Annotated in this window: 19 protein-coding genes and 1 pseudogene; 14 read left to right on the forward strand and 6 right to left on the reverse strand. The window is 66.6% G+C overall.

Going from position 1 to position 26037, the window contains the following annotated elements; translation table 11 throughout:
- The first annotated feature begins 16 nt into the window (after positions 1-16).
- A complete protein-coding gene (locus R2770_04350) occupies positions 17-913 on the forward strand; it encodes an LLM class flavin-dependent oxidoreductase (protein MEZ5279682.1) in 897 nt (298 codons plus the stop codon).
- Between the two features lie 19 nt (positions 914-932).
- On the opposite strand, the gene R2770_04355 is transcribed toward R2770_04350, so the two are convergent.
- Complete coding sequence (locus tag R2770_04355) at positions 933-1406, reverse strand: hypothetical protein (GenBank protein ID MEZ5279683.1); 474 nt, start codon at positions 1404-1406, stop codon at positions 933-935.
- A 75-nt stretch (positions 1407-1481) separates the two neighbouring features.
- Here R2770_04355 and R2770_04360 point away from each other — a divergent pair, with 75 nt between their 5' ends.
- Entirely contained in the window at positions 1482-3179 is a 1698-nt protein-coding gene (locus R2770_04360) for an aminotransferase class V-fold PLP-dependent enzyme (protein MEZ5279684.1), read from the forward strand.
- Between the two features lie 82 nt (positions 3180-3261).
- Positions 3262-4133, forward strand: a pseudogene (locus R2770_04365) (pyridoxal-phosphate dependent enzyme).
- A gap of 35 nt (positions 4134-4168) precedes the next feature.
- Here R2770_04365 and R2770_04370 read toward each other — a convergent pair.
- From R2770_04370 to R2770_04385, 4 genes are all read right to left on the reverse strand, one after another.
- Positions 4169-5761, reverse strand: a complete 1593-nt coding sequence (locus R2770_04370; protein MEZ5279685.1) for a GGDEF domain-containing protein — start codon at positions 5759-5761, stop codon at positions 4169-4171.
- A 63-nt stretch (positions 5762-5824) separates the two neighbouring features.
- Positions 5825-6019 carry a hypothetical protein gene (locus tag R2770_04375; GenBank protein MEZ5279686.1) on the reverse strand — a complete coding sequence of 65 codons (195 nt, stop codon included), beginning with the start codon at positions 6017-6019 and terminating at the stop codon, positions 5825-5827.
- Complete coding sequence (locus tag R2770_04380; protein ID MEZ5279687.1) at positions 6019-6861, reverse strand: hypothetical protein; 843 nt, start codon at positions 6859-6861, stop codon at positions 6019-6021. The genes R2770_04375 and R2770_04380 overlap by 1 nt, the downstream gene beginning before the upstream one ends.
- A gap of 36 nt (positions 6862-6897) precedes the next feature.
- Positions 6898-8097, reverse strand: coding sequence for an acyl-CoA dehydrogenase family protein (locus R2770_04385; protein MEZ5279688.1), 1200 nt, complete (start codon positions 8095-8097; stop codon positions 6898-6900).
- An 84-nt stretch (positions 8098-8181) separates the two neighbouring features.
- On the opposite strand from R2770_04385, the gene purL reads away from it, so the two are divergent.
- The 3 genes from purL (at position 8182) to R2770_04400 (ending at position 12840) form a co-directional block, all read left to right on the forward strand.
- Positions 8182-11061: a phosphoribosylformylglycinamidine synthase subunit PurL gene (purL, locus tag R2770_04390; protein ID MEZ5279689.1), complete on the forward strand. Its 2880-nt coding sequence runs from the start codon at positions 8182-8184 to the stop codon at positions 11059-11061.
- Positions 11058-11810, forward strand: coding sequence for a phosphoribosylformylglycinamidine synthase subunit PurQ (locus R2770_04395; protein ID MEZ5279690.1), 753 nt, complete (start codon positions 11058-11060; stop codon positions 11808-11810). Before purL ends, R2770_04395 begins: the two co-directional genes overlap by 4 nt.
- Positions 11811-11892: 82 nt before the next feature.
- Complete coding sequence (locus R2770_04400) at positions 11893-12840, forward strand: phosphoribosylaminoimidazolesuccinocarboxamide synthase (protein ID MEZ5279691.1); 948 nt, start codon at positions 11893-11895, stop codon at positions 12838-12840.
- 269 nt (positions 12841-13109) lie between these two features.
- On the opposite strand, the gene R2770_04405 is transcribed toward R2770_04400, so the two are convergent.
- Positions 13110-13388, reverse strand: a complete 279-nt coding sequence (locus tag R2770_04405) for a hypothetical protein (protein ID MEZ5279692.1) — start codon at positions 13386-13388, stop codon at positions 13110-13112.
- A gap of 72 nt (positions 13389-13460) precedes the next feature.
- On the opposite strand from R2770_04405, the gene purD reads away from it, so the two are divergent.
- From purD to R2770_04445, 8 genes are read left to right on the forward strand one after another with little or no spacing between them, the layout of a single operon-like run.
- Positions 13461-16601, forward strand: a complete 3141-nt coding sequence (gene purD / locus R2770_04410) for a phosphoribosylamine--glycine ligase (protein ID MEZ5279693.1) — start codon at positions 13461-13463, stop codon at positions 16599-16601.
- Positions 16598-17236, forward strand: a complete 639-nt coding sequence (purN, locus tag R2770_04415) for a phosphoribosylglycinamide formyltransferase (GenBank protein MEZ5279694.1) — start codon at positions 16598-16600, stop codon at positions 17234-17236. Before purD ends, purN begins: the two co-directional genes overlap by 4 nt.
- A 4-nt stretch (positions 17237-17240) precedes the next feature.
- Positions 17241-19217, forward strand: coding sequence for an IMP dehydrogenase (gene guaB / locus R2770_04420; protein MEZ5279695.1), 1977 nt, complete (start codon positions 17241-17243; stop codon positions 19215-19217).
- Positions 19099-20547: a chloride channel protein gene (locus tag R2770_04425; protein MEZ5279696.1), complete on the forward strand. Its 1449-nt coding sequence runs from the start codon at positions 19099-19101 to the stop codon at positions 20545-20547. The genes guaB and R2770_04425 overlap by 119 nt, the downstream gene beginning before the upstream one ends.
- A 58-nt stretch (positions 20548-20605) precedes the next feature.
- Positions 20606-21892 carry a flavin-dependent oxidoreductase gene (locus R2770_04430; GenBank protein ID MEZ5279697.1) on the forward strand — a complete coding sequence of 429 codons (1287 nt, stop codon included), beginning with the start codon at positions 20606-20608 and terminating at the stop codon, positions 21890-21892.
- Positions 21885-22946: a low-specificity L-threonine aldolase gene (ltaE, locus tag R2770_04435; protein ID MEZ5279698.1), complete on the forward strand. Its 1062-nt coding sequence runs from the start codon at positions 21885-21887 to the stop codon at positions 22944-22946. The genes R2770_04430 and ltaE overlap by 8 nt, the downstream gene beginning before the upstream one ends.
- A 37-nt stretch (positions 22947-22983) precedes the next feature.
- Positions 22984-23733 carry an LppX_LprAFG lipoprotein gene (locus R2770_04440; GenBank protein ID MEZ5279699.1) on the forward strand — a complete coding sequence of 250 codons (750 nt, stop codon included), beginning with the start codon at positions 22984-22986 and terminating at the stop codon, positions 23731-23733.
- Between the two features lie 55 nt (positions 23734-23788).
- Complete coding sequence (locus R2770_04445; GenBank protein ID MEZ5279700.1) at positions 23789-26002, forward strand: MFS transporter; 2214 nt, start codon at positions 23789-23791, stop codon at positions 26000-26002.
- The last annotated feature ends 35 nt before the right edge of the window (positions 26003-26037 follow it).

Here is a 26037-nt window from a genome sequence, read left to right on the forward strand (position 1 = left end):
GCCAGAACGGAGCGCAATGACCGAGCAACGCAACCCAGGGCAGGTCAGGTTCGGTTGGCTGTCGCCCGTCATCGGCAACCGGTGGAGCGACCACAAGCCGATCGTCATGTACCAGGAGCAGCACATTCTGCCGACGGCGGTTCAGCACTTCGACAGTTTGTGGATCGCCGATCACTTCTATGGCTTCGACGCCAAGACCGATCCGTTCATGGAAGCCTGGACCACACTCACCTGGCTGGCGGCCAAGTTCGACGGCATCGAGTTGTGCCACCACGTGCTGGGGCACGGCTACCGGCCCCCGGCGTTGACGGCCAAGATGGCGGCAACCCTGCAGGTGCTGTCGGGAAACCGGTTCGTGCTGGGAATCGGCGCGGGCTGGCGCGACCACGAGTACGAGGCGTACGGCTATGAGTTTCCTCGACCGTCGGTGCGCTTTGCCCAACTGGAAGAGGTCATCGACATCTGCCGCCTGATGTGGACCGAGGACGAACCGAGCTACCAGGGGCGCCATTTCCAGATCTCGGGGGCATCGGCACCGCCGCTTCCCGAAGTGGTTCCGCGTGTTTGTATCGGTGCCAGCGGTGAGAAGGTCGGCCTGCCCCTCGTGGGCCGCAAGGCAGACATCTGGAACGGCTCGTCGCGCGGCTCAGACGACGACTGGCGGCGCAAACTCGACATAGTCATGACCTCGGCAGCGGCCGCCGGCCGCGACCCGATGGACATCGAGGTCAGCACCACCCTCGAGCGGTCGCTGCCAACCGACGATCAACAGTCACAGGCATTGCTGGACGAGCTTTCACACCGCGTTGAGTTGGGCGTTCGCCATTTCGTGATGGATTTCGGACATCCGGAGACCGCCGAACACATTCTCAGGTTCGTCGAGCAGGTGATGGTGCCGCTGCGCCAGGGCTGAGCCGCCGCGGCTCAGCCGGTTACCACTCGAGGAACTTCTCAGGCAGGCACTCGGACTCGTTGTTGTGCGCCACGGGGAACTTCACGGCGGTGCCGTCAGCGAACGCGACGATGACCTTGTCGCTGTGCCCACCATCGCCGCTCTCCTCGTCCCACACCAGAGCGATCACATCGTCCTTGTCGTACGCGGCCAGGATGCGAGTCGGGTTCATCGCGGGCGCCACCACGTTGGTGACGACCATGCGGCGGTTCGTCAAACACACATAGAAGTTGCCGCTTGGGAACGTCGCTGCACGGCCACCATTGTCAGGGGGGCGGCCCACCCTGTGTCTGGCGAGTGCTCTGCCCACGAAGCCCCCGACGTCTGCCGCTCTCAGGCGCTGGGTGGCTGCGCCGTCAGCGCTTGCACATGCACACAGCATCGACTCGCCAGGCAACAGCCGGAGCTTTGCCCTCGCCTCCTCAACTCGCGACTGGACCTTCACCATGGTCATCAGAGACTCACCTCCCATCTGACCTTCTGGTCGGACACGAGCGGGGCGATATGAGCCTTTCGGTACGCTGTTTCCATGAACCTGCTGGACACCATTCGTGACTCGGTGATCGGCAACAACGAAACGGTCCAGGGCCCCTTCGGTGAGCGCCCCGTGGTGTACGCCGACTACACGGCCTCGGGTCGCTCGCTGTCGTTCATCGAGGACTACATCCGCGACGTGGTTCTGCCGCTGTACGCCAACACCCACACCGAATCGTCGGGCACAGGCCTGCAGACAACGCGGTTTCGCGAGGACGCCAGGCGCATCATCGCCGACTGCTTCGGAGCCACCGACGAACACGTCGTGTTGTTCACGGGCAGTGGTTCTACCGGAGCCATCGCCAAGCTCGTTGGCGTGATGGGACTGAAAGTCGCCTCTGAGCTGGAAGACCACTATCACCTCACCCAGCACATCGACCCCCAGCAGCGCCCGGTGGTCTTCATCGGTCCCTACGAGCACCACTCGAACGAGCTGGTGTGGCGCGAGTCGATCGCCGATGTGGTGACCATCCGCGAGGATGCCGACGGCCACGTCGATCTCGCCCATCTGGAACAAGAGCTCGAGGCCCACAAGCACCGGCCCCGCCTGATCGGCTCGTTCTCGGCGGCGTCGAACGTCACCGGCATCGTCACCGATACCGCCGCCGTCTCGTCACTGCTGCATCGTTATGGAGCGAAGGCGTTCTGGGATTTTGCCGCGGCAGCTCCCTATGTCGACATCGACATGGGCAGCTCTGCCGAGTCTGACGGCTATCTGGACGCTGTGTTCGTGTCTCCGCACAAGCTGATCGGCGGGCCGGGCACCCCCGGGTTGCTGGTGGCCAGGCGCGATCTGTTCACCAACCGGGTGCCCGACACGCCCGGCGGCGGAACCGTCGCCTACGTCAACTTCCTAGAACACGACTATCTGCCCGATATCGAGCACCGCGAAGAGGGCGGCACACCCGACATCGTCGGTTCGATCAGATGCGGCCTGGTGTTCCAGCTCAAGCAGGCTGTGGGTGTCGAAACCATCGCCAGCCGCGAGAAGCAGTTCGTCACCCGTGCGATCGAGCGGTGGAGCAGCCACGAGAACCTGTTCGTCCTGGGCAGCAGCGAAGCCGAACGTCTGTCGATCGTGTCGTTCGTGGTGAAGGACCCGGCAGGGGGTCCGAGCTTCTTCTTGCACCACAACCTGGTGGTGGCGGTCCTGAACGACCTTTTCGGAATCCAGTCCAGGGGCGGGTGCTCGTGTGCAGGCCCTTACGGGCACCGGCTGCTGGGTATCGACCTCGATCGCTCGCACGAGTTCGAGCGCGAGATCACGCGGGGCTGTGAAGGAATCAAGCCCGGCTGGGTCAGGGTCAACTTCAACTACTTCATCGACGAGATGACCTTCGACTACATAGTCAGCGCGGTCGAGCTGATCGCCGACCGGGGCGCGGCCTTGTTGCCCCAATACCGCTTCGAGCCCGACAGCGGGTTGTGGACCCACCGCAGTGGGCGGGGTGCTCCGCCGCGGTCGTTGCTGGACATCGACTATTCGTCGGGACAGATGCACTACCAAGAGCACGCGCCCGGGTTCGAGACCTCAGACCTGCGCGACTACCTGGACGAGGCGGCGCGCATCCTCGATGCAGCCGTCGACGACGTCGCAGGCGCCGAACGCCCCGCCACCAACGCCGACTTCGAGCACCTTCGCTGGTTCCGATATCCCGACGAAGGCGGCTCGGGCGCTGCCGGCCGCCATTAGAACGCACAGGAACTGCACCGTGCCCGACAGCCCGACGATCACCCTCGGCGACATCACCGCTGCTCAGGCCCGCATAGCCGGTATGGTCGAGCGAACCGCGCTGGTGAGGGCAACCTCGCTTGGCCAGGCCATCGGCTGTGACCTGTGGCTCAAGTGCGAAAACCTCCAGGTCGCTCGGGCGTTCAAGGCCCGAGGGGCACACAACGCCGTATTCGCCCTCGACGACGCCGCTGCTGCCAATGGTGTGGCCACCCATTCGTCGGGTAACCACGGCGCTGCGTTGGCACTGGCCGCCTCCAGGCGCTCCATTCCCGCCCACATCGTCGTTCCTGCCGATGCCAACCCGACGAAACGAGCGTTGATCGAGAGTTTCGGTGCACACATCGTCTTGTGCGAGCCGACCCTGGAGGCGCGTGAGTCGCGTCTGGCCGAGGTGGTCGCCGACACGGGAGCCCGCTTTGTTCACCCCTACGAGGATCCGCTTGTGATGGCAGGGCAGGGCACCGTTGGTTTGGAGATCCTCGAGGAGCTGTCCCCCGACGTCGTCGTGGTGCCGTTGGGCGGGGTGGGTTGCTGGCGGGCATCGCCGTGGCGTGCGACGCGCTGGCGCCTTCGACACAGGTACTGGGCGCCGAGCCGGCAGGGGCCGCAGATGGTCTGGCCGGATTCACCAGCGGTCAGCGGGTCGCATCTCACACTCCACACACCGTCGCCGACGGGTTGCGTACCACGGTTGGCCGACCCAACTTCGAGCTGATCCGAGGGCTCGTCGACGGCATCCTGGTAGCCGACGACGACGAGATACTGGCCACCGTGGCGGGGCTAGAGGCGGCTACGGGCGGCCCCGTAGAGCCCTCCGGGGCTGTGGCCGTAGCCGCTATTGCACGATCGCCCGACCGCTTTGCGGGCCGAACCGTGGTGGCGGTGATAACGGGCGGCAACGTCGCCGGATAAGGCACCCGACCGACCGCAGCGGTGGAGGGCCAGCCCTATATGGTCATCGGTGCGCGAGGGGCCGCCACGGCAACCCGGTTGCGGCCGGAACGTTTGGCCAGATACACCGCGGCGTCGGCGCCGGCGATGACCGATGCGGCCGACACACCCGAGCCCACACAGCAGCCGACCGACACGGTCACCAGGTGAGAGCCATCCGCGTCGGGCGCCTCGACCGCCGAGAGTTCGACCGAGGCTCGTATACGCTCGGCGATCTCGTGGGCCACAACCGAGTCGGTTCCAGGGAGCAACACCACGAACTCGTCGCCGCCGTACCGGAAGACCTGATCGTCGGCTCGGATGGTGTTGCGCACGACCTCGCCCACACTGCGCAGCACGGCATCGCCCACACCGTGGCCGCCGGTGTCGTTGACGACCTTGAAGTTGTCTATGTCGATGAACAGTGCTGCGACCTCGGACGGGTCGCCCGCGGCCAGTTCGGCGACATACAGGCTCAGCGCCAGCCGGTTGGGTACGTCTGTCAGCCGGTCGAGCCTGGCCTGGTTGGCGAGCTCGCTGCTGGTGCGCACCAGGCGCCGGTGTTCAGTGGCCAACTCGGCCTGCTGTACGAGGTGGGTTACCAACGCTGCGATGTGTTCGTTGCCCCTCTGGGCCTCGATGCCGACGGCGTTGTGCAGGTGCTCGAGCGCCAGTTCGGCCGAGCCCTGCTCGCTGTAAGCAGCCGACAGCTCGTACTCGATGGCGGCCCTGAACCGTCGAGGCTTGTGCTGTCGCTCCGAAGAGGCCCGATGGAGCCACCGAACTGCATCTTCGGGGTAGCCGGCACGGCGAAGGGCCGCAGCCAATGCCAGGTTGTGCCTGGCGTGGGTTGACGGGTCGTCGATTGCTGCAAGGTCGTCGGCCGCGTCCATGAGGATCCGGCCTGCGCCCGAGGGTTCGCCGCGCAACAGTTCGACGTTGGCCAGCAGGATCGCCGCCTCGACGCCTGGCTGGCGTAGACCCCACGCGCCGACGGTGCGGGCCTGGTCGGAAGCCATGCGCGCCGAGCGCTCCCAACGACGATCGACCAGGTCGTGTTGGCGCGACGCCAGCTCCAGTTGAGCCCGCCCCAACATCAGGCGGTGCCGGGCCGACGCCGGGCCGTCGGCTGCGGTGTTGACCGCCTGCCGCAGCTGGTCAATGGCGCGCGATGGTACGCCCAGCTCGAGCATCAGGGCCCCGATGTCGCAGCGCACCGAAGCCACCAGATCGCGGTCGATGTCGTCGCCGGCGGCCTCGATCTCGTCGATCTCTACCATGGCCTCCAGTGCCGAGGTCAGCGCCTCGGTGGTTCGACCACGCCCCACCAGGATGCTGGCCGCCACGGTTCGGACCTTCGTCGACAACAGGGGGGTTTCGAGCACAGCGGCTTCGGCTTCGGCCACATCGAGTTCGCTGAGCGCCTTTCCCAGATCTCCCAGCCGCGCGGCACATTCGGCCCACATGATGCGTTCGGCTACCCGGATTGCGGCGTTGAGCGTCGACGATCGCGAGGCCAGGGTGTTCATGGCCGCCAGGTTTGATCCGGCGTCGATGCTGGCCTGGGCGGCGGCGATGGACGCGGGAGGTTCGTTCGGTGCAGTGCTCAACCTATGTCCCGTTGTGTGTGCTTCGTACGCAGAAGCGTGGAGATGATAGGAGACGCGAACGTGTCAGGCGAGGTCGTGGTGAAGTGCGCCAGCGGTGACCACAGCGTGGCCGTCGAGCTCGACGGTGTGGTTTCGCATGGGGAGGTCGAAATGACCCCGGCAAAAGCGCCCGGCCACCTCGTTTGCCCCGGTCGATATCAAGAAATTGCCGGCGAAGGCCCGAATTTCGGTGCCGTTGTGGTCGCCCTTGTCGAACATCACCATCGCCTCCCAGCGCGCCCGGGGTTCATGCCCCAACCGACGTGACTGACGGCGTAGGCCTCGGGCTCGCCAGGCGCGGCCAGGTAAGACTCGAACAAGGCAGCATCGAGACCCGAGCCCTCGATCGAAACCACGAAGTCGTCCCTGAAGGTCAGGGCTATCTGGTCGCGTACATATTCCTTGAAAGTGAGGTTCACGTCGCCTGGGCTCAGAACAACCGTGCCGTTGACGGTGCCCTTGGCCGGGAAGGCCAGCACCAGCCCACCGGGCCAGTGGGCGATCGATCCGGGTTCGGTGCAGGTGCCGTCGGAACCCGCCACGAACGAGCCTGCGAGGTCGACGGTGATGTCGGTTCCGGCGGGGAGGTGGCACGAAGTTGGGCGGCCGAGCTCATCAGCTGAACTCCGGCGGCCGCGGCGGCCCAGATCGGGGTCGAACGGCCACCGTTCGACGTTTTCGGGATGCTCGTTGGAGATCATCAGCACCCGAGGCCCGCCGGCGAGGATGTCGCTCAGCTCGGGCGAGTGCAGCAGGCCCTCGACGGTGCAATCGACCACGAAGTCGGCCGTTGCGCAGGCGGCCACGGCACTGCGGTGGCCGGCTATGGCCTGACATGCCCCGGTCGAGCGGATCGGCAGCGGACCGGGGTTGGGCTGGGTGGTCAGCACGATGTCGACGACGTGGGCACCAAGCGACTGGGCTGCCAGCCTGGCGGTGTCGACCACAGCGGCGCGGCTCCTGGTCTCGGACAACACGACCACCGTCTCACCGGCGACCAGGTTGCACGCCTGCATCTGCTGGGCGTAGCGCTGAATCCAGGCCCATTCGGTGGTGCTCATGTGAACTCCTTCGGTCGGCCGGCTCGGGGCCGCCGGTCAGGCAAAATCCTCGTCCTGGTCGGCGACTATGCCGTAGCGGCCCAGCCGATCGATGCACACCTCGACCGACCACGGCAGCATGGTGGCGCCACAGCGGGCGTCGCGAAACAGCCGCTCGAGTGGCTGGGGCCTCAGGATCGAGCGCCCCCCGCACGCCTTGATGGCCATGCTGGCAATGTCTGGGGCCGCCTCCATGCTTGCGATCATCGAGGCCCACGCAGCCTGGACATCGGCCGGGTCGGGATCGACCCCTGCGGTGGCCACCACCGCTCTGGAAAGGGCACGCGCCTTCAGATAGGTGAGGTTCATCTCGGCCCACACCGCCTGTTTCTGGGGGTGAGCCGATCGGTCGTTGCCGTCGATCTGGCCGCTCAGGTAGGCCTGCGTGTAGTCGAGCGCGGCCCGCGCCACGCCCAGGTAGGCGAAAGACAGCGTCATGTAAAAAAACGGCCAGCGGGTGGCCAGGCGGTTGAAAACCCCAGGAGGTATCCACTCGTTTTCGGCTGGAACGAAGACGTTGTCGAACAGCAGTGTCTTCGACACCGTGCCGCGCATGCCCAGGGGATCCCAGTCGCCGGTGATGGTGAGCCCTTCGGCGTCGGCGGGCACGCCCATGAAGCGGATGCGGTCGTCGCCGGGTGCCAGAGCCACGATGTCGTGCATTCCTGCCGCCTCGGACAACGAGGCGAAGATCTTGCGACCGTTGACTCGGTAGCCGCCCTCGACAGGTTCGGCAATGGTGGCCACGCCGGTTGTTGCCCGGCCGCTGAGCCCCTCGGAGAAGGGTTGGGCGTGGATGGTGCCGTTGTTGATGATGTCGGCGAACATGGTGGCTCTGCGCTGTTCGATGAACTCGAGCTCTTCACCCGAAAGGCCCAGGTCGTCGCAGACCGGCCCCACCAGCAGGCAGGTGGCCGTGTGCATGTTGAAGGTCAGAGCCGTGCTGCCGCAGTAGCGGCCGATCTCCTCGGCCACGCGAGAGTATTCGGCGAACGTGGCGCCCATGCCCCCGAAGCGCTCGGGTATGCACAGCCCCAGAAAGCCGATGGCTGCCAGGTCGGCGAAGTTCTCGTAGGGGAACGAGGCCTCTCTGTCGTAGCGCTCGGCCCGCTCGGCGAAGGTCGGCCCCAGCTCTGCGATGGCCGCCACGAACTGGTCAGCGCGGTCTGCGGGCGTGCTGGCGGTCGGGTCTGGCACGGTGGCCCTCCGGGATCGAGCGGCTGAATGGCCGATCTTACGACACTGCAACTAGGGCACTTTGCAGCGGGTTAGGGTTGGCCGGTGATCTACGCGAACCACGCCCTGGTGCTTGGTCCTCCAGCCACCGAGAGCCGAGGCTCGGGCCGATCGACGCCCATGCTCGATGCGGCCGCGATGTTCGGAGTCGAGCTGGCTTCGATAGAACAGTTTTGTCTGGTGCACATGCACGCGCCGGCGTTCGTGGCCCAGCGCGACATCGCCCGCATAGCCGACACCATGCTGGCCAGCCCGGTGGGCGAGTGGTGGGCGCCCGCGGAAACCCTGCCGAGCGCTTCGGGGACGTCGCCGGCTGGTGCAGGGGTTGTCGTCGAGACCGGCCTGCGCCCGGGCGTGACCGACCGCGAGGGCGCCGAGTTGGTGCGCGAGGCAGCCGTGCTGGGTGTGGGCTTGGCCGCAGCCACGGTGGGCAAACGATTCGTGCTGCATCCGGCCGAGGGAACGGTGCTCGACACCGATGCCATCGCCACCGTCGCCAATCGAGTGCTGCACAACGAGGTGATCGAACGTTGGGCGGTCGGGCACCTCGAGCCGGCCTTCGTGGCAGATGAGGTCGAATCTGCGGCGGTCGAGACGGTCGAGCTGATCGGGCTCGACGAATCCGAACTGGCCGAGGTCAATGCGTCGCGCAGGCTGGGTCTGGACCCGGCTGAGATGTTGGTGATCAGCAGGCACTTCGCCGACCTGGGTCGCAACCCCACCGACGCCGAACTCGAGACGTTGGCCCAGACGTGGAGCGAGCACTGCGCTCACAAGACGTTCCGTGCCCACATCGACGTTTACGACACCGACGGAAATCTGGTCGAAACGGTCGATGGCCTGCTGAACCAGTTCCTGCGCAAGGCCACAGACCACATCGGCGCACCGTGGGTACGCAGTGCGTTCGTCGACAATGCGGGCATAGTCGAGTTCGATGCGGCACACGACATCGCTCTGAAGGCCGAGACCCACAACCACCCGTCGGCCCTGGAGCCCTTCGGCGGGGCGAACACCGGCGTGGGTGGCGTGGTGCGCGACATCCTGGGCGTGTCGGCCAAACCCACAGCTGTCAGCGACATCCTTTGCTTCGGCCCAACCGACATCGACCCCGCCGCGCTGCCCGCCGGTGTGCTTCATCCGCGTCGAGTTCGCGACGGTGTCGTGGCAGGTGTGGGCGACTACGGCAACAAGATCGGCGTCCCCAACATCGCAGGTGCCATCGTGCACCACCCCTCCTACACGACCACACCACTGGTGTTCGCCGGTTGTTTCGGCATCTTGCCCACGGGCTCGAACCCCACCAGCCCCCAGCCCGGCGATGCGATCGTGGTGTTGGGCGGAGCTGTCGGCCGCGACGGTGTGGGCGGGGCCACGTTCAGCTCTCAGACCATGCAGGCCGAGACGGCCGAGGTGGCGGGTTCGTCGGTTCAGATCGGCGACCCCATCGTCGAGAAGGGTCTCATCGACGTGGTCGTGGCAGCTCGCGACGCGGGCCTGTACAACGCCATCACCGACTGTGGCGCCGGCGGGCTCAGCTCGTCGGTTGGCGAGATGGCCGAGGAGCTCGGGGCGATAGTCGACCTGGCACGCGTGCCGCGCAAATACCCTGGCCTGGCACCGTGGGAGGTCTGGCTCAGCGAGGCCCAGGAGCGCATGGTGCTGGCGGCACCCGACGCCGCGCCCTTGCTGGCGCTGGCCCAGCGCTGGGGCGTCGGCGCCGCAGTGATCGGAACGTTCACCGGCAAGGGCCGTCTGGTGGTCGTCGACGGCGACGAAACCGTGATCGACATCGACTGCGGGTTCTTGCACGACGGGCGACCTCGGCGCCACATGACCGCCCTGAAGCCGTCGACCCAGAGGCTCCCACGCCGGCCAGTTGCCGACGACCTCGACCCGTCGTGGGCCACGCTGGCCCTGTTGGCCCACCCCGACATCGTCTCTCGCGAGGCGGAGGTGCGGACCTACGACCACGAGGTGCAGGGCGGAACCGTGGTGCGCCCATATGGCGGGGTAGCGGGCGACGGGCCGAGCGACGGCACCGCCGTGGTGCCCGCCGGTACCCGGTCTGGCAAGGCGATGGTGGTCGGTGTCGGCCTGAACCCGCTGCTGGGTGCCATAGACGCCGAGGCGATGGCTTGGCACGTGGTCGACGAGGCCGTGCGCAACGCCGTGGTCGCTGGTGCCGACCCGACCCGGTTGTCGCTGCTGGACAACTTCGCATGGGGTAACCCCACCGATCCTGGCACCTTGGGTGCTCTGGTCGAGGCCTGTCGGGGTTGCCACGACGCTGCGATCACCGTGGGCGCACCGTTCGTCAGCGGAAAGGACAGCCTCTACAACGTGTTCGTCTGGCCGGACGGCACCCCAGATCCCGTGGCGCCGACGTTGGTGCTGACCGCTGTCGGGGTGTGTGAGGACCCCTCGCGTATTCCGGTCACAGGCGTCGCCAAAGCGGGCGACGAGGTCTGGCTGGTGGGTCCCGAGGCCGCTGCGCTGGGCGGGTCTCACCTCGACGCGGTGTTGGGAGAAGACCTCGGAGGCGACGTTCCCAGGCCCGACATAACCGCCGTGCAGCGCCACCATCATGTCGCCGCGGCGATCCGCGAGGGCCTGGTGGCTAGCGCCCACGACATCAGCGAGGGCGGCATCGCGGTCGCTGCTGCCGAATGGGCTTTTGCGGGCCGTCTGGGGCTCGACCTCGACATCGGCGACGACGAGTTCTCGCTGTTCGGTGAGGGCGCAGGCCGGTACTTGCTGGAGGTATCGCCCGAGCTGGCCCCCCGTCTTGGCGAGGTGGTGTCGTTCGCCCGTCGCATAGGCGTGGTCACCGATACCGATGTGGTCAGGGTGGGGCCGGTACGCCTGACCCACGACCAGATTCAGGGTGCCTTCGTACATGGCCGGTCGCCGGAGGTGCAGCAGTGAGCAACCCCAAGGTCTTGATCCCGGTGGCGCTGGGCACCAACCGCGACGCGGACCTGGCGCACGCCTTCGAGTTGGCGGGCGCCGATGTCGAATGTGTGCCGATGGCGGCGCTGCGAGCGGGCGAGCGGCGCTTGTCCGACTTTCAGATTCTGGCCGTCGCGGGCGGATTCTCCTATGGCGACGCACTGGGTGCGGGTCGCCTTTTGGGCCTCGACCTCGCCGGCTGGTTCTCCGACCAGGTGATGGCCGCCGTAGCAGCGGGTAAACCGGTGTTCGGTGTGTGCAACGGGTTCCAGGCCTTGGTGAAGGCCGGGCTGCTGCCAGGCGACTCGCCGGCGTCGCTGGTGCACAACGACAGTGGACGCTTCGAGTGCCGGTGGGTCACTTTGCAGCCAGAGCCGGGCAACGCGTCGCCGTGGCTGGCGCAGGTGGACGAGCCACTGCGGTGCCCGGTCGCTCACGGCGAGGGGCGCTTTGTGGCGGGAGACCTCGATGGGATCGATGCGCGAAGCGGTGTCGCCTTCCGTTACGCGGGCCCCGATGGTGGCCTAGCCGGGGGTTCGTATCCGTTCAACCCCAACGGGTCGGCAGGTGATGTGGCGGGCATCACCGACTCGACTGGCATGATCATGGGTCTGATGCCTCACCCCGAGAACCACGTCCTCGAGCGCCAGGACACACTCAGGGGCCGCGGCGCGGGTGGCTTGTGCCTTCCGCTGTTTCGGTCTGGGGTGGCGGCCGTCGCCTGAATGTGACAGACATCGCTGTTCAGCGGGCTGCATCGGTGTGGCCTGTGTCGGAGAGATACAGCAATGTGATTAGTATCGACCCGTGGAGCCTCTGCCTACGTTCACCGATCTGGCACTGGACCTACCCGACCACCGCAGCGGCAAGGTTCGCGAATCGTGGGCCCTCGGTTCGGGGCGGCGGCTCATCGTCACCACCGATCGCATCAGTGCTTTCGACAGGGTCATCGGCGCCATTCCCCACAAGGGTCAGGTGCTGAATCAGCTGGCTGCATGGTGGTTCGACCGCACCGACGACATCGTTGCCAATCACGTCGTGTCGGTTCCAGATCCCAACGCCACGATCGCCATAGACGCCAACCCACTGCCGGTAGAGGTCGTCGTGCGAGGACGCCTGACCGGCAGTACTTCGACATCGGTGTTGCCCATGTACATGCAGGGCCTTCGCCAGATGTACGGGTACACGCTGCCCGATGGCATCGAACCCCATGGGCTGCTTCCCGAACCCCTCATCACACCCACGACCAAGGCCCTCGCCGGCCAGCACGACCAGCCGATCTCGGTGGCCGAGGTCGCCGACAGCGGGCTGGTCGAGTCGGGGTTGTGGGCCGAGGTGCAAAAGGTCGCCTTGGCCCTGTTCGAGCGGGGCACCGAGCTGGCCGCTGCCGCGGGTTTCGTGCTGGCCGACACCAAATACGAGTTCGGCACTGCCGCAGACGGAACCCTGCTGCTGATCGACGAGATGCACACGCCCGACTCGTCTCGATTCTGGGCCGTCGAGACCTTGGACGAGCGCATCGCGGCCGGGTTGGTGCCCGAGAGCTTCGACAAAGAGCCTGTACGTCTGGCGCTGCGAGGCCTGGGCTACCGCGGTGATGGGCCGCCGCCCGCCCTGCCCGCCGAGGTGGTCGCGGCTGCCTCGCAGCGGTATGTGGCCATATACGAGCGGCTCACCGGACTCGAGTTCGTACCGGGACCACAGCCCGCGGCGCAGCGCATCACCGAGGCGCTGGCCAGAGAGGAGATCTCGTGATCGATTCACCCGCAGCGGAGGAACCCGCCCACTCCGACTCGCCCAAGGAAGAATGCGGCGTCGTAGGCGTTTCGGCGCCGGGCGGTGACGCCGCCAGGCGAGCGTTCTTCGGGCTGTACGTTGCAGCACCGCGGTCAAGAAGCCGCAGGCATAGCGGTGGCCGATGGCCGCGCGATTCGCACCCACAAGGGTCGAGGCCTGGTTTCACAGGTCTTCGAATCGGGAACACTCGACCCACTGGTAGGTGATCTGGCCATCGGCCACACGCGCTACTCGACCACCGGGTCCAACAACGAGCGCAACGTGCAGCCATATGTCGTGGAGACCATCCATGGTCCGCTGGGTGTGGCACACAACGGCAACGTCGTGAACGCCGACCAGCTGCGCGTGAAGCTCTTGGAACGTGGTGCCGGCCTGCAGAGTTCGTCCGACAGCGAGGTGTTGGCCTTGATGTTGGCCGCAGCCGAGGGAACGTCGTGGGAGGAGCGCCTGGCTTCGGTGATGCCGTCGTGGACCGGTGCGTACAGCCTGGTGATCCTCAGCGGCACCAAGGTGATCGCCGCGACCCGTGGGGGTTTCGCCCCCTGTCGTTGGGTCGGCTTCCTACAGGCGGTCACGCCGTGGCCTCCGAAACCGGAGCCCTTCGCACCCTGGGGTGCGAGTCGATTCGCGAGATCACGCCCGGCGAGATCGTGGTGCTGCAGGGTCCGGTGGCTCGCACGTATCACGCCCTGCCACCGGCCGAACGGGGCGCCAGGTGCACGTTCGAGCACATCTACTTCAGCAGGCCCGACGCCAACTGGGACGGCATGAACGTTCACCAGGCCAGGCAGCGGCTGGGCGAGGCGCTGGCCCGCGAGCACCCGGTTGCCGCCGACGTGGTGATTCCGGTTCCTGACTCGTCCACCCCGGCAGCCATCGGCTACGCAGCGGCTTCGGGAGTCATCTACAACGAGGGGTTCGTCAAGAACCGCTACATCGGGCGCACCTTCATCGAGCCCACCGACGATCTGCGCCGCCAGGGCGTCGCGCTCAAGTTCAACACCCTGCCCGAGAACATCATGGGCAGGCGCGTTGTGGTGATCGACGACTCGATAGTTCGGGGAACCACCAGCGGCCCACTGGTTCGGCTGCTGCGCGAGGCAGGCGCGGTCGAAGTGCATGTGCGCATCACATGTCCACCTATCGCACCCGTGCTTCTTCGGCGTCGACATGGGTACCTACGACGAGCTGATAGCGCACCATCTGAGCGTCGACGAGATCGCCAGCCACATCGGAGCCGACAGCCTGGGGTTCCTCAGCGTCGACGCGATGATGAATGCGCTGGGCCGCGAAGACGGCTACTGCAACGCCTGTTTCACCGGCGAGTACCCGGTGCCCGTGCAGCTCGAGCTGGGGGGCACCAAGCAGCGCTTCGACGGGGTGTTGGCGTGAGGGTCCTGCTGATCGGATCGGGAGCCAGAGAGCACGCGCTGGCCTCGGCCATTTCACGCTCGCCAAAGCTGACATCGCTGGCGGTGGCCCCAGGCAACGCAGGCACCGGCGTGTGGAACGTCGATCTCGACGTGACATCCCACGAAGCGGTGGCCGACTGGTGCGTCGCCGAGCAGATGGACCTGGTCGTCGTGGGGCCCGAGGCTCCGCTGGTCGAGGGCATCGTCGACGTGCTTGCCGCCAGGGGAGTGGCTGCATTCGGGCCCACCGCGGCCGCCGCCCGGCTCGAGGGCTCGAAGGCGTTCACCCGCCAATTCGCTGCCCGCCACGGTATTCCCGGCCCCCGGAGCGAGACCTTCAGCGACGCTGAGGCTGCCAAGGCGGCTCTCGACGCGTTCGGCGGCGTGGCTGTGGTGAAGGCCGACGGAATAGCTGCGGGCAAGGGCGTCGTGGTGCCGACCGACCGGGCCCAGGCCGAGGCGGCCCTCGATGCCATGTTGGTCGATGCGGCCATGGGCGTTGCCGGAGCAACGGTGGTTCTCGAAGAGTTGATGGTGGGCGAAGAGATCAGCCTGTTCGGCATCAGCGACGGGCGCTCGGTCGTTGTTCTTGGCACCGCCCAGGACCACAAGCGGGTGGGCGCCGGTGACACCGGGCCCAACACGGGCGGCATGGGGGCGTTCAGCCCTGTGCCCGGCATCGACGCCGGGTTGCAGGATCAGCTGGCCCAGGTGTTCCTCCAACGAGCGATAGATGGCATGGCTGCCGACGGAACGTCCTATGCGGGCGTGCTCTATGCCGGCCTGATGCTGACATCCGATGGCCCCAAGCTGGTCGAGTACAACTGTCGCTTCGGTGACCCCGAGGCGCAGGTGCTGTTGCCGCTGGTCGAGTCCGACGTACTCGAGCTGTTGTGGGCCGCGGCCAACGGAACCGTGGCCGACGTCGAGGTTCACTTGTCGCCCGAAACAGCCGCCTGCGTTGTGGTTGCCGCCGACGGCTACCCGGCAGCGCCCACGACGGGGGTTGCCGTCCCCGACGTGTCGCCGGGCCGGGACGTCACCGTGTTCCACGCCGGCACCCGGCGCGACACCGATGGACGTCTGGTCAGCGCCGGCGGGCGGGTACTGACCATCACCGGTCGTGGCAGCGGGTTGGGGCCCGCCCTCGATGCGGCCTACTCGGTGGTTGACCAGGTGGTGGGCGACGGCCTGTTCGCCCGCCCCGACATCGGCTGGCGACACGACCCCAGACGAGCAGCGGCCGGCGCCACCTCCGCTGATGTTGCGTCCGCGGCCGGTGCCGTCGATGCGTATGCCGCGTCGGGGGTGTCGCTCGAGGCCGGGGCAGCCACAATCGACCGCATCGCCGATGCCGTCAAGAGCACCCACAACGAGTTCGTCGTGTCGGGCCTGGGTTCGTTCGGCGGCGTGTTCGACCTGGCGGCGGTAGGGGGCATGAGCCGACCGTTGCTGGTGTCTTCCACCGACACCACCGGCACCAAACCCATCCTGGCCGAACAGACCGGTCGCTGGCGCGGGATCGGGGCCGACATCGTCAACCACGGCATCAACGACGTGCTGGTTCAGGGTGCCAAACCGTTGTTCATGCTCGACACCGTGTCGGCGGCGAATCTCGATCCGGAGATCGTCGGACAGGTCGTCGACGGCATGGCCGAGGCCTGCCGCGCTGCGGGGTGTGTTCTGATCGGTGGCGAGACCGCCGAGGTTCCAGGGGTTCTGACCCCAGGTTCTGTCGACGTTGCGGGCACCATGATCGGGGTCGTCGACCGGCCCGACCTGCTTCCGCGCTCGGGCATAGCCGCGGGTCACGTTTTGGTGGGCTTGGCCAGTTCGGGTCTTCACACCAATGGCTACAGCCTGGCCCGCCGCGCCGTCGCCGACCGATCGCTCGACGAGCCACTGCCCGGTGGATCGGGCGAGACCTTCGCCGACGCGCTGTTGGCGGTGCATCGGTCTTACCTCGACGTGCTGGCGTCGGGTTTGAAGGCATGCCTCATCGATGCCCTCGCCCACATCACTGGAGGCGGCCTGGTCGACAACCTGCCCAGGGTGCTTCCCGACTCGCTTGGCGCGGTCATCGACACAACCTCGTGGCCCCGACTGCCGATCTTCGACTTCCTGATCGACTGGGCCGATCTAGACCTGTACGACGCCCACCAAATCCTCAACTGCGGCATCGGCATGGTGTGTGTTGTCGAACCAGCGAAGGTCGAGGTGTTGCAAGCCACCTTCGACGAATCCAGCTGGGTCATCGGCAGCGTCGTGCAATACGACGGGTTCGGCCCGAGGGTGAAGCTGTCTTGAGGTCGCAGCGGGCGCGACTGGCCGTGTTGGCCTCGGGCGGGGGAACGAACTGCCAGGCCATCATCGATGCGTGCGCCGAAGGCCGGCTCGGGGCCGATGTCGCCGTCGTGGTGACCAACAACGCCCAGGCCGGAGTGGTCGAGCGGGCCCGACGCGCCGGCATCGAGGTCGAGATCGTCAGCCACCAGGGCCGCAGCGCGGCCCAGCGCGCCGACGACGACCAACGCCTGGCCCAGCTGCTCGCGGGGTACCGCCCCGACCTTGTGGTGCTGGCCGGATGGATGAGGCTGCTGGGGCGCACCTTCTGCGCGACGTTTCCGATAATCAACCTGCACCCCGCCCTCCCCGGCCAGTTCGCTGGTGTGCGTGCCATCGAGCGGGCATACCAGCAATGGCAGGATCGAGCCATCGACCGCTCTGGAGTGATGGTTCACTGGGTTCCGGATGAGGCCGTCGACGCCGGGCCGGTGATCGCCGTCCGCGAGGTGGTGTTCCGGCCAGGCGACACGCTCGAAGACTTCGAGGTGCGCATGCACCACGCAGAGCACGAACTGCTGATCGAGGCCATCGCCGCGGCCCTCGAACAGCTCGACCTGGCCGCCGCGGCCCACGTCGGTTCACCAGACGAGAGGTGACATCATGACCACACCCAACCGTGCTCTAGAGCACAACTCCAAGCTGTTCGAGGGGTTCGAGTCGCTTACATTCGACGACCTGTTGGTGGTGCCGGGATGGAGCGAGCTGTTGCCTCACGAAGTCGACGTGTCGACCTCGCTTGCCGGTATGGGCCTGGGGGTTCCCCTGCTGTCGGCTGCAATGGACACCGTCACCGAGGCGCCCCTGGCGATCGCTCTCGCCCGCGAGGGCGGCATCGGTGTGCTGCACCGCAACCTGTCGGTCGAGGATCAGGCCGACCACGTCGAGCGGGTCAAGCTGTCGCAATCAGGCATGATCACGGCGCCCGTCAGCCTGCCGCCAACTGCGAGTCTGGCCGACGCCGAGTTGGTCATGAGCCGCCACAAGATCAGCGGCGTTCCCATCTGTGATCCGTCTGGTGTGTTGGTGGGCATCTTGACCAACCGCGACGTCCGCTTCTGCACGTCGGCCGACGACACCCGGCCTGTCAGCGACTTCATGACATCGGAGGGCCTGGTCACCGCGCCCCTGGGCACCACGCTCGACGAGGCGGTGCAGATACTTCACCGCCACCGCATCGAGAAGCTTCCCCTGGTCGATACAGCTGGTCGCCTAGGCGGGCTCATCACGGTGAAGGACATCAACAAGCGCATCGAGAAGCCCAATGCGTCGCTCGACGAGCAGGGTCGCCTGCGGGTTGGCGCAGCCGTTGGGGTGACCGACACCGTCGAGCGCGTCGAGGCGCTCGCCGACAAGGGCGTCGATTTCGTCGTCATCGACACCGCCCACGGACACACCAGGGGTGTCGTCGACGCCGTGCGGTCCATCAAGAAGGGCTGGCCCGACCTGCGAGTGGTGGGCGGCAACGTGGTGACGGCCGAGGGTGTGGCTGCGCTGGTCGATGCCGGCGCCGACGTCGTCAAGGTTGGCGTGGGTGCTGGGTCGATCTGCACCACCCGCCTGGTGGCCGGGGCCGGCATGCCCCAGATGAGCGCCATTTTCGAGTGCGCTCGAACCGGGCGCGAACTCGGGGTCCCGATCATCGCCGACGGAGGGGTCGTGACCTCGGGCGACATCGTCAAGGCCTTCGTCGCCGGGGCCGACGCGGTCATGCTGGGCAACCTGCTGGCCGGAGTCGACGAGGCCCCCGGCGACCTCGAGTTGGTCGACGGTGCGATGTGGAAGACCTATCGCGGCATGGGCTCGGCCGGCGCCATGCGCGGCAGGGCTGCCGACCGCTATGGCACTGGTCAAGCGCCAGGCAAACACGTAGCCGAGGGTGTCGAAGGTCGTGTCCGGTATGCCGGTCGGCTAAGCGACCTGGTTTCGCAGCTGGTGGGCGGGCTCAGGTCTGGCATGGGCTACGCCGGGGCCGGCAGCCTCGACGACCTGCGCTTTGGCACCAGGCTCACCAGGGTCACGGGTGCGGGCCTTGCGCGAGTCTCACCCACACGACATCGCCGTGACCCGCGACGAATTGGCCTGAAGTCACGACGGCTTGGGGCCGTGCCCGGGGTGGCGTGTACGGTGAAACCCCGTGGCGCTGGGGGCAGACGGGGACGGCAAACGACCGATCGTCGCCGTGTCGCGCACCGGCCCGGTGCAGCTGATGGGCCGCCCGGTTCGTCTCAGCGAGAACCAGCTGTTCGCCGTGTTGGCCGTGGTGGTGGGCCTCGGTGGTGGGCTGTCGGCGGTGGTGTTCCACGAGATGATCGACTTCTTGAGCCACGACGTGTTCGGTCGCATCGACGAGGCGCTCGGTGGTTGGGGCCGGTTCGCTGTGGTGCCAGGGCTGTTGGTCGGCGCCTTGCTGGTGGGGCCGATGGTGACGCGGTGGGCCAGCGAAGCCAAGGGTCACGGTGTGCCCGAGGTCATCGAGGCCGTGGCCGTGCGCGGCGGGCGGATACGGGCCCGGGTGCCCGTGGTGAAGGCCATAGCGTCGGCCATAACCATCAGCTCAGGTGGTTCGGCCGGGCGTGAGGGGCCGATAGTCCAGATCGGCTCAGCGATCGGTTCCATCATCACCCGGCCGTTCAAGATGTCGGACCGTCGCAGGCGCACGTTCGTTGCCGCCGGAGCAGCGGCCGGCATCGCAGCCATCTTCAACGCCCCACTGGCCGGCGTGTTCTTTGCACTAGAGGTCATACTGCGCAGCTTCACCGCACGCGGGTTCTCCACCGTTGTGATCTCGGCGGTAACGGCCAATGCCGTGTGGCGGGTGCTGGTCAGCGACGACCCGGTTCTGACCTCTGAGGTGTACGCGCTCGAAGAACCGGTCGAGTTGGTGTTCTACGGCCTGCTCGGAATCTCGGCGGCGATAGTCGCCTTGCTGTTCGTCAAGGTGCTCTACATCATCGAGGACTGGTTCGAGGAGTCTCCGATACGGCCCGAGCTGCGTCCGGTCGTGGGTGCCTTGGCGGTTGGAGCCGTCGGTATCGCTTCGTTCGACCTGTTGGGCGCAGGCCTGGCCGGCATAGACAAGGCGTTGGCGGGCCAGTTCGCCACCAGCACCCTGCTGTTGTTGGTGTTGGGCAAGATCTTGGCGACGTCGTTCACGTTGGGCTCGGGCGGTTCGGGTGGCGTGTTCTCGCCCAGCCTGTTCACCGGCGCCCTGTTGGGGGCCCTGTTCGGCGACGTGATCACCGAGCTGTTCCCTGGGTCCTCGGCCCCCGCCGGAGCCTATGCAGTTGTGGGAATGGCGGCCGTGTTCGCCGCCGCGGCGCAGGCACCCATGTCGTCGATATTCATCGTGTTCGAGATGACCTCGGACTTTGGCCTGATCATGCCGCTGATGCTGGCCTGTGCTGCCGCGACCGTGGTGTACACGGCCGTCAACCCCAACTCGATCTACATGGAGAAGATCCGCCGAAGGCACGTGACCATCGACGCTCCTCCAGACCCGAGCGACCTGGCATCGATACCGCTGTCGCATGCCGCCGAGGCCAAGTATCTGTCGATGTTTCGTACCCGCACCACCAACGACGCCGTGCGCCTGATGAAGGAAAGCCGCGAGGAGTTCGCGCTCATCGTGGCGCCCGACCGCTCGTACAAAGGGGTGGTTTGGCTGGACGACCTCGAGGAGCTCGATCCCGATCAGCCCAAGCAACTGATCGAGGTCGCCGACGACGAGCATCCGGTCGGCTACCCAGACAAGTCGCTGGCCGACGGCATGGCCTTGTTCGAGAGCGGCGTCACCATGGTGCCCATCGTCGACTGGAACCAGCGCCTGTTGGGCGTGGCGACCGCCCAGTCGGTGATCCGCGCCTACGAGGCGGCCAAGGGCGGCATGCTCGCCGGCGAACAAGACTGACTCGGCCGTTACCCGGCAACAACCGCTAGCCCGAGCGATACCTGCAATCATGGGCGACATGAGCCGATACGAAGTCGCCATTGCGGGTGCCGGCATCACCGGGTTGGTCACCGCCCTCGAACTCCACGAGCGCGGCCACCGGGTGCGGGTGTTCGAGGAGGTCAAAGACATCAAGCCCTTGGGCGTGGGGCTGAACATCTTGCCTCACAGCGCTGTTCACCTCGATCGGCTGGGTGTGCTGGACCGCATGCTGGCCAGGGGCGTCGCGACGTCGAACCTCGACTACATCAACATCCAGGGTCAGACCCTCTGGTCCGAGCCGCGCGGCCTGTCGGCCGGCTATCCGGTTCCGCAGGTCTCCATGTACCGCGGCGTGCTGCAGTTCGAGCTGTTGGCCGCGGTCAAGGAGCGACTGGGCGATGATGCTGTCGTGTCGGGTATGCGGGCGGTGGCTGGCCGCGACGAGCCCGACAGCAATCAGGCCGTGCTGACGGTCGAGCACCGCGACTCTGGCGAGCGTGTCGATGTGGTCGCCGACCTCGTCATCGGGTGCGACGGCATCCACAGCCGTGTGCGGCGCGAGTTCGCAGGCGACGAGGGCCCGCCGCTGTGGAACGGCCAGATGTTGTGGCGATCGGTCACGCGCATGAAGCCATACCGCGATGGCCGAACGATGTTCATGGCAGGCACCAACGAGGTCAAGTTGGTCGCGTACCCGCTGACCGAGGTGGGCGATGACGGCATGTGCGACATCAACTGGATCGCCGAGCTTCGGATGGACCCCAACGACATGCCCGACCGCGAAGACTGGAACCGGCTGGGGCAACGATCGGAGTTCCAGTCACACTTCGCCGACTGGAACTGGGACTGGCTCGACATCGCGGCGCTGATCGGTGACGGTTCCGGACCTCCGCCCGACGGCGACGGATCGGGTCCGGTATACGTGTTCCCCATGGTCGACCGCGACCCGCTCGACACGTGGATAGACGGACGTCTCACCCTGCTTGGTGACGCAGCGCACCCGATGTACCCGGTGGGTTCCAACGGGGCCTCGCAGGGCATCATCGATGCCGCGGTGCTGGCCCAGGCGCTCGACGACCACCCCACGGTCGCCGAGGCCCTGGTTGCCTACGATGCCGAACGCCGCCCGGCCACAGCGGCGGTGGTGCGAGCCAATCGCAGCTTCGGACCCGAACGCGTTCTCGACATCGCCTATGAGCGTGCGCCAAACGGCTTCGAGCGCATCGAAGACGTGTTCGCCGAGGGTGAGCGCGAAGAAATCGTCGGCTCGTACCGGCGCACGGCCGGATTTGCGGTCGATCAGGTGAAAGGCTCCGATGACTGAGAACCCACTGCCCGTCGATCTTCGCAGCGACACGGTCACCAAGCCGTCGGCGGCCATGCGCAAGGCCATGGCCGAAGCCGAGGTCGGCGACGACGTCTATGGCGAGGACCCCACGGTCAACCGGCTCGAGCGACACCTCGCCGAGATGCTCGGCGCCGAGGCCGCTGTCTTTTGTTCATCGGGTACCCAGTCGAACCTGATCGGAGTGTTGTCGCACTGTCAGCGTGGCGACGAATACGTCATCGGCGACAGCTACCACGTCCTGCGACACGAAGCGATGGGCACCGCGGTGTTCGGCAGTGCCGCACCTTTCGCCATACCGGTGCAGCCCGATGGTGCGGTAGAGGCGGCCGACGTTGTGGCCGCCGTCAAGGCCGACGACCAGCACTTCCCCCGCACCCGGCTGCTGTGTCTGGAGAACACCACCGACGGACGAGCGGTTTCGCTTGACCGTATGAAGGCACCCGCCGAGGCCGCCAGGCAAGCCGGGCTGGGCGTTCACCTCGACGGCGCACGAATCTTCAACGCCGCCACCGCACTGGGCTGCGACCCCCGCGACATCGCTGCCGTGGCCGACACCGTCTCGGTATGCCTGTCGAAGGGGCTGGGCGCACCGGTCGGGTCTGTTCTGGTTGGGCCCGCAGACAACGTGGCTCGGGCCAGAAGACTTCGCAAGCTCGCCGGTGGGGCCATGCGCCAGGCCGGGATATTGGCGGCTGCGGGCCTCCATGCGCTCGAGCACCACGTTGCCGGCCTGGCCGATGACCACGCCCGAGCCGCCCAGGTGGCCCGCGCGCTAACCGAGCATCCGGCTTTCGAGGTGAAGGAGGGAACAAGCCACACCAACATGGTTTGGCTCACCTGCGACCCCGCCACCGGTGCTGCCTTTGCCAAGCACATGGCGGGCCAGGGCATCAACGTCGGGCGTGGTGGTGCGTCTATGCGCCTGGTGCTGCATCGCGACGTCGACGACGCCGCCCTCGCGGCACATCGTGTCGGCCATCGCTTCGTTCCCGAATCCCGCCTGACCGTGCTGGTCGGCCACACCGGGTGACGGGTGAAGGGTGGTTTGCGGTCGTAGGCTCGTCGCCATGAAACCGAAGCGGGCAGGGCTCACATCGCTGGTCGCCGTTCTGGCTGTGCTGGTGGCGGCGTGCTCGGGCGGCAACGACTCGGCGACGGGCGATGGTTCAAGCGCTGAGGGCGAGGCCCTGGAGGCCTCGGCCGAGGTGTTGATGCCCGCGGCCGCCGAGGCCATAGGTGCTGTCAGCAGCGTTCATTTCCAGCTGGAACGCACTGGCGCGCCGGTTCACATCGACCCTGCCGACCTGATCGCAATAGAAGCGGTCGAGGGCAGATGGGTGGCACCCGACAGCGCCGACGCGTTGTTGGAGGTCAAGATCAACGACTCGATCAACACCAAGCTGGGCGCCGTATCGGTCGACGGCCTGGTCTACCTGTCCAATCCGATCACGGGCGACTTCGAACCCTTGCCCGACGGATACGACGTCGACCCCACCGAGTTCTTCGACCCTGTCGACGGTTGGCGTCCGTTGCTGCTGGAGATGTCCGACGTCGAGCTGATCGGCGAGGACGACCGTGCCGGTGGTACTTACCACCTTCGCGGTACCGCGCCCGCGTCCAGGGTCGAGAACGTCACCGCAGGCCTGGTCGACGACCAGGATCTCGAACTCGACCTCTGGATCGAAACAGATACGGCCTTGGTGCGAAGCGTCGAGTTCACCAACGACCACGACCTGGGCACCAGCTCGTGGCGCCTCGACCTCGACCGCTACGGCGAAGAGATGACGATCGAGATACCCGAGAATGTCTCGGGCTGAGGCACAGCCAGCCTCAACCGCCAGCGCTCGGCCTGCGGCCGGTTCGCGCTGGGTGATGTTCGCGGTTGGCTGGGCGGTGTTTGTCGCGGCCGACGACCTGACGGTCGTGTCGACAATGCTGCGGCCCATCGTTACCGACATGGGCTTGACCCTGCCTGACGGTCTCGACGACGCGGCCTGGGCGGTCAACGCCTATTTGATCGCATTCGTGGCGATCATGCCCCTGGCTGGGCGCATCAGCGACGTGATCGGCCGCAGGGCCACCGTGATGCTGGCCTACGGCGTGTTTCTGGTCGGCACGGTCGTCATACCGCTCTCGACCTCGATGGGGCCGTTCTTGGTGGGACGCGTACTCACAGCGCTGGGCGGGGGAGCCATGTTGCCTGTGGCGCTGGCGGTCGTGGGCGACGAATACGCCGAACCGGGACGAGCCAGAGCCCTGGGCACACTGGGGGCCATCGAGACCCTCGGATGGGTTTGGGGTCCGCTGTATGGCGCCATGCTGGTGCGTTTCCTCAGCTGGGAATGGCAGTTCTGGCTGAACGTACCCATGACCGTGTTTGGCATGGCGATCGTGTGGTGGGCGCTGGCCGGGCACGTGCGCCGAGCAGGTCACGAGCGTCCCGGATCGGTGGACTGGATTGGGGCAGCGGCCCTGACCACGCTGTTGGTGACGCTGAACCTGGCGCTTCTCGGGAATGCCGAGATCCAGAGTGTCACCGGGTTCGACGAGCTCGACCCGTCGACGGGGTTCGACTTCCGCTGGTTGTTGATACCCGCCGCCGGCTCGGCCTGGGTGGCCTGGCGGCGCCAGCGCAGCGCCGAATCCCCACTGCTGGCGCGGGGCTTGTTCGGCGGCCGCAACGTGAAGCTGGCGCTCGGCGTGAACGCCGTTGTCGGCGCCGCGCTGGTGATTGCCATGGTCGACGTTCCGCTGTTCATCAACGCGGTCGAGATCGATCTGGAAGACTCGGCCGTGGCGTCGGGTTGGGTGCTGGCTGCCCTCACGTCGACCATGGCCATCACCAGCTACGTCGGCGGTCGTGTCACCGAGACGTCCGGCTATCGGATAGCTGTGGTTTCGGGCCTGGTAGCAGCCTTTGTGGCCTATCTCGTGATGGGCATCGTGTGGCAACCCGCTACGTCTCACGCGGCGATGGCGCTTCATCTCGCATTGCTGGGTGCGGGTGTGGGCATGGTGGTTGCCCCCACGTCGGCGGTCGTGGTCGACAGCGCCGAGCCTGGCGACCGCGGCGCGGCGGCGTCGCTGGTGATGGTCGCCCGGTTGGTGGGCCTCAGCATCGGGTTGTCGGCCCTGACCGCCTGGGGTTTGCACCGATACGACCAGCTTCGCTCGACCGTCGACTTGCCTCCAATCACCGACCCCGGCTTTGCCGATGCCGCTCAAGCCGTGCAGGCCAAGCTCACGGCCGACGCCATCGCCGAGACCTTCCTGGCCGCCGCACTGGTGGTGCTGGCGGGAGTGATAGCGGGGATGTTTCTCACCAACCGCACCCAAGGTCGCCCCGGTGTTCGCGGCGCGACCAACGGCACCTTTGCACAACAAGGAGGGCAGACGATGGGCCCCAACGACCGTCTATTGCGGATCGCACTGGCGTCGCTGGCTTCGGCGCTGTTGTTCACGATCCTGGCCGTAGCCGTGCTTTTCGGACGCACCAGCGATGCCGACGACCGTGTTGCGCAGCTGGAGGCACAGCTCGACGAAATGACCGACCAGCGCGACCAACTGGCCGACGACCTGCAAAGGGTCGAAGCCGGGGCTGCGTTGTTCGCGGGCCAGGTGACAGCCTTCCAGGAGCGGATCGTGGCCCTAGAGCCCGAGTTCTCGGCCGGCATCGATGAGGCGATCAGCGGCCTCGAGTCCTTCGGCTCTTCGACCCTGACGTTTGACGTCGACGTCGACGAGACGATCCAGATCGACACCGAGGTGGTCATCGACCGCGACATCGACGTGCCGATCGACGAGACGATTCCGATCGATGAGGTCATCGACACGACGATCAGGATCGACACTCCGCTAGGAAATATCCCCGTCGACGTGCAGGTTCCCGTCAAGCTGGATGTGCCAATTCAGCTCGACGTGTCGATACCTGTGAACGAGACCATTCCGGTCACCGCCGAGGTGCCGGTGAAGCTGGCGATTCCGATCACCGTCGATGTGGCCGACACCGAGTTGGCTTCGCTGACGAAGGCCCTTGCCGACGGCTTGATCGAGTTGCGCAACGTCTTGTCCGGCCTGGCCGGCTGACGAAGCCGTCGGCGAAAGGCCTTCGCGTGGGCTGA

The organism is Acidimicrobiales bacterium, from assembly GCA_041394185.1.
Lineage (GTDB): Bacteria > Actinomycetota > Acidimicrobiia > Acidimicrobiales > Poriferisodalaceae > JAAETH01.

Excerpts from the sequence above, each read along its gene's own strand:
- R2770_04350 (MEZ5279682.1), top strand. The coding sequence starts at position 17 with ATGACCGAGCAACGCAACCCAGGGCAGGTCAGGTTCGGTTGGCTGTCG.
- R2770_04355 (MEZ5279683.1), bottom strand. The coding sequence starts at position 1,406 with ATGACCATGGTGAAGGTCCAGTCGCGAGTTGAGGAGGCGAGGGCAAAG.
- R2770_04360 (MEZ5279684.1), top strand. The coding sequence starts at position 1,482 with ATGAACCTGCTGGACACCATTCGTGACTCGGTGATCGGCAACAACGAA.
- R2770_04375 (MEZ5279686.1), bottom strand. The coding sequence starts at position 6,019 with ATGTTCGACAAGGGCGACCACAACGGCACCGAAATTCGGGCCTTCGCC.
- R2770_04380 (MEZ5279687.1), bottom strand. The coding sequence starts at position 6,861 with ATGAGCACCACCGAATGGGCCTGGATTCAGCGCTACGCCCAGCAGATG.
- guaB (MEZ5279695.1), top strand. The coding sequence starts at position 17,241 with ATGACCACACCCAACCGTGCTCTAGAGCACAACTCCAAGCTGTTCGAG.
- R2770_04430 (MEZ5279697.1), top strand. The coding sequence starts at position 20,606 with ATGAGCCGATACGAAGTCGCCATTGCGGGTGCCGGCATCACCGGGTTG.
- ltaE (MEZ5279698.1), top strand. The coding sequence starts at position 21,885 with ATGACTGAGAACCCACTGCCCGTCGATCTTCGCAGCGACACGGTCACC.
- R2770_04440 (MEZ5279699.1), top strand. The coding sequence starts at position 22,984 with ATGAAACCGAAGCGGGCAGGGCTCACATCGCTGGTCGCCGTTCTGGCT.
- R2770_04445 (MEZ5279700.1), top strand. The coding sequence starts at position 23,789 with ATGTTCGCGGTTGGCTGGGCGGTGTTTGTCGCGGCCGACGACCTGACG.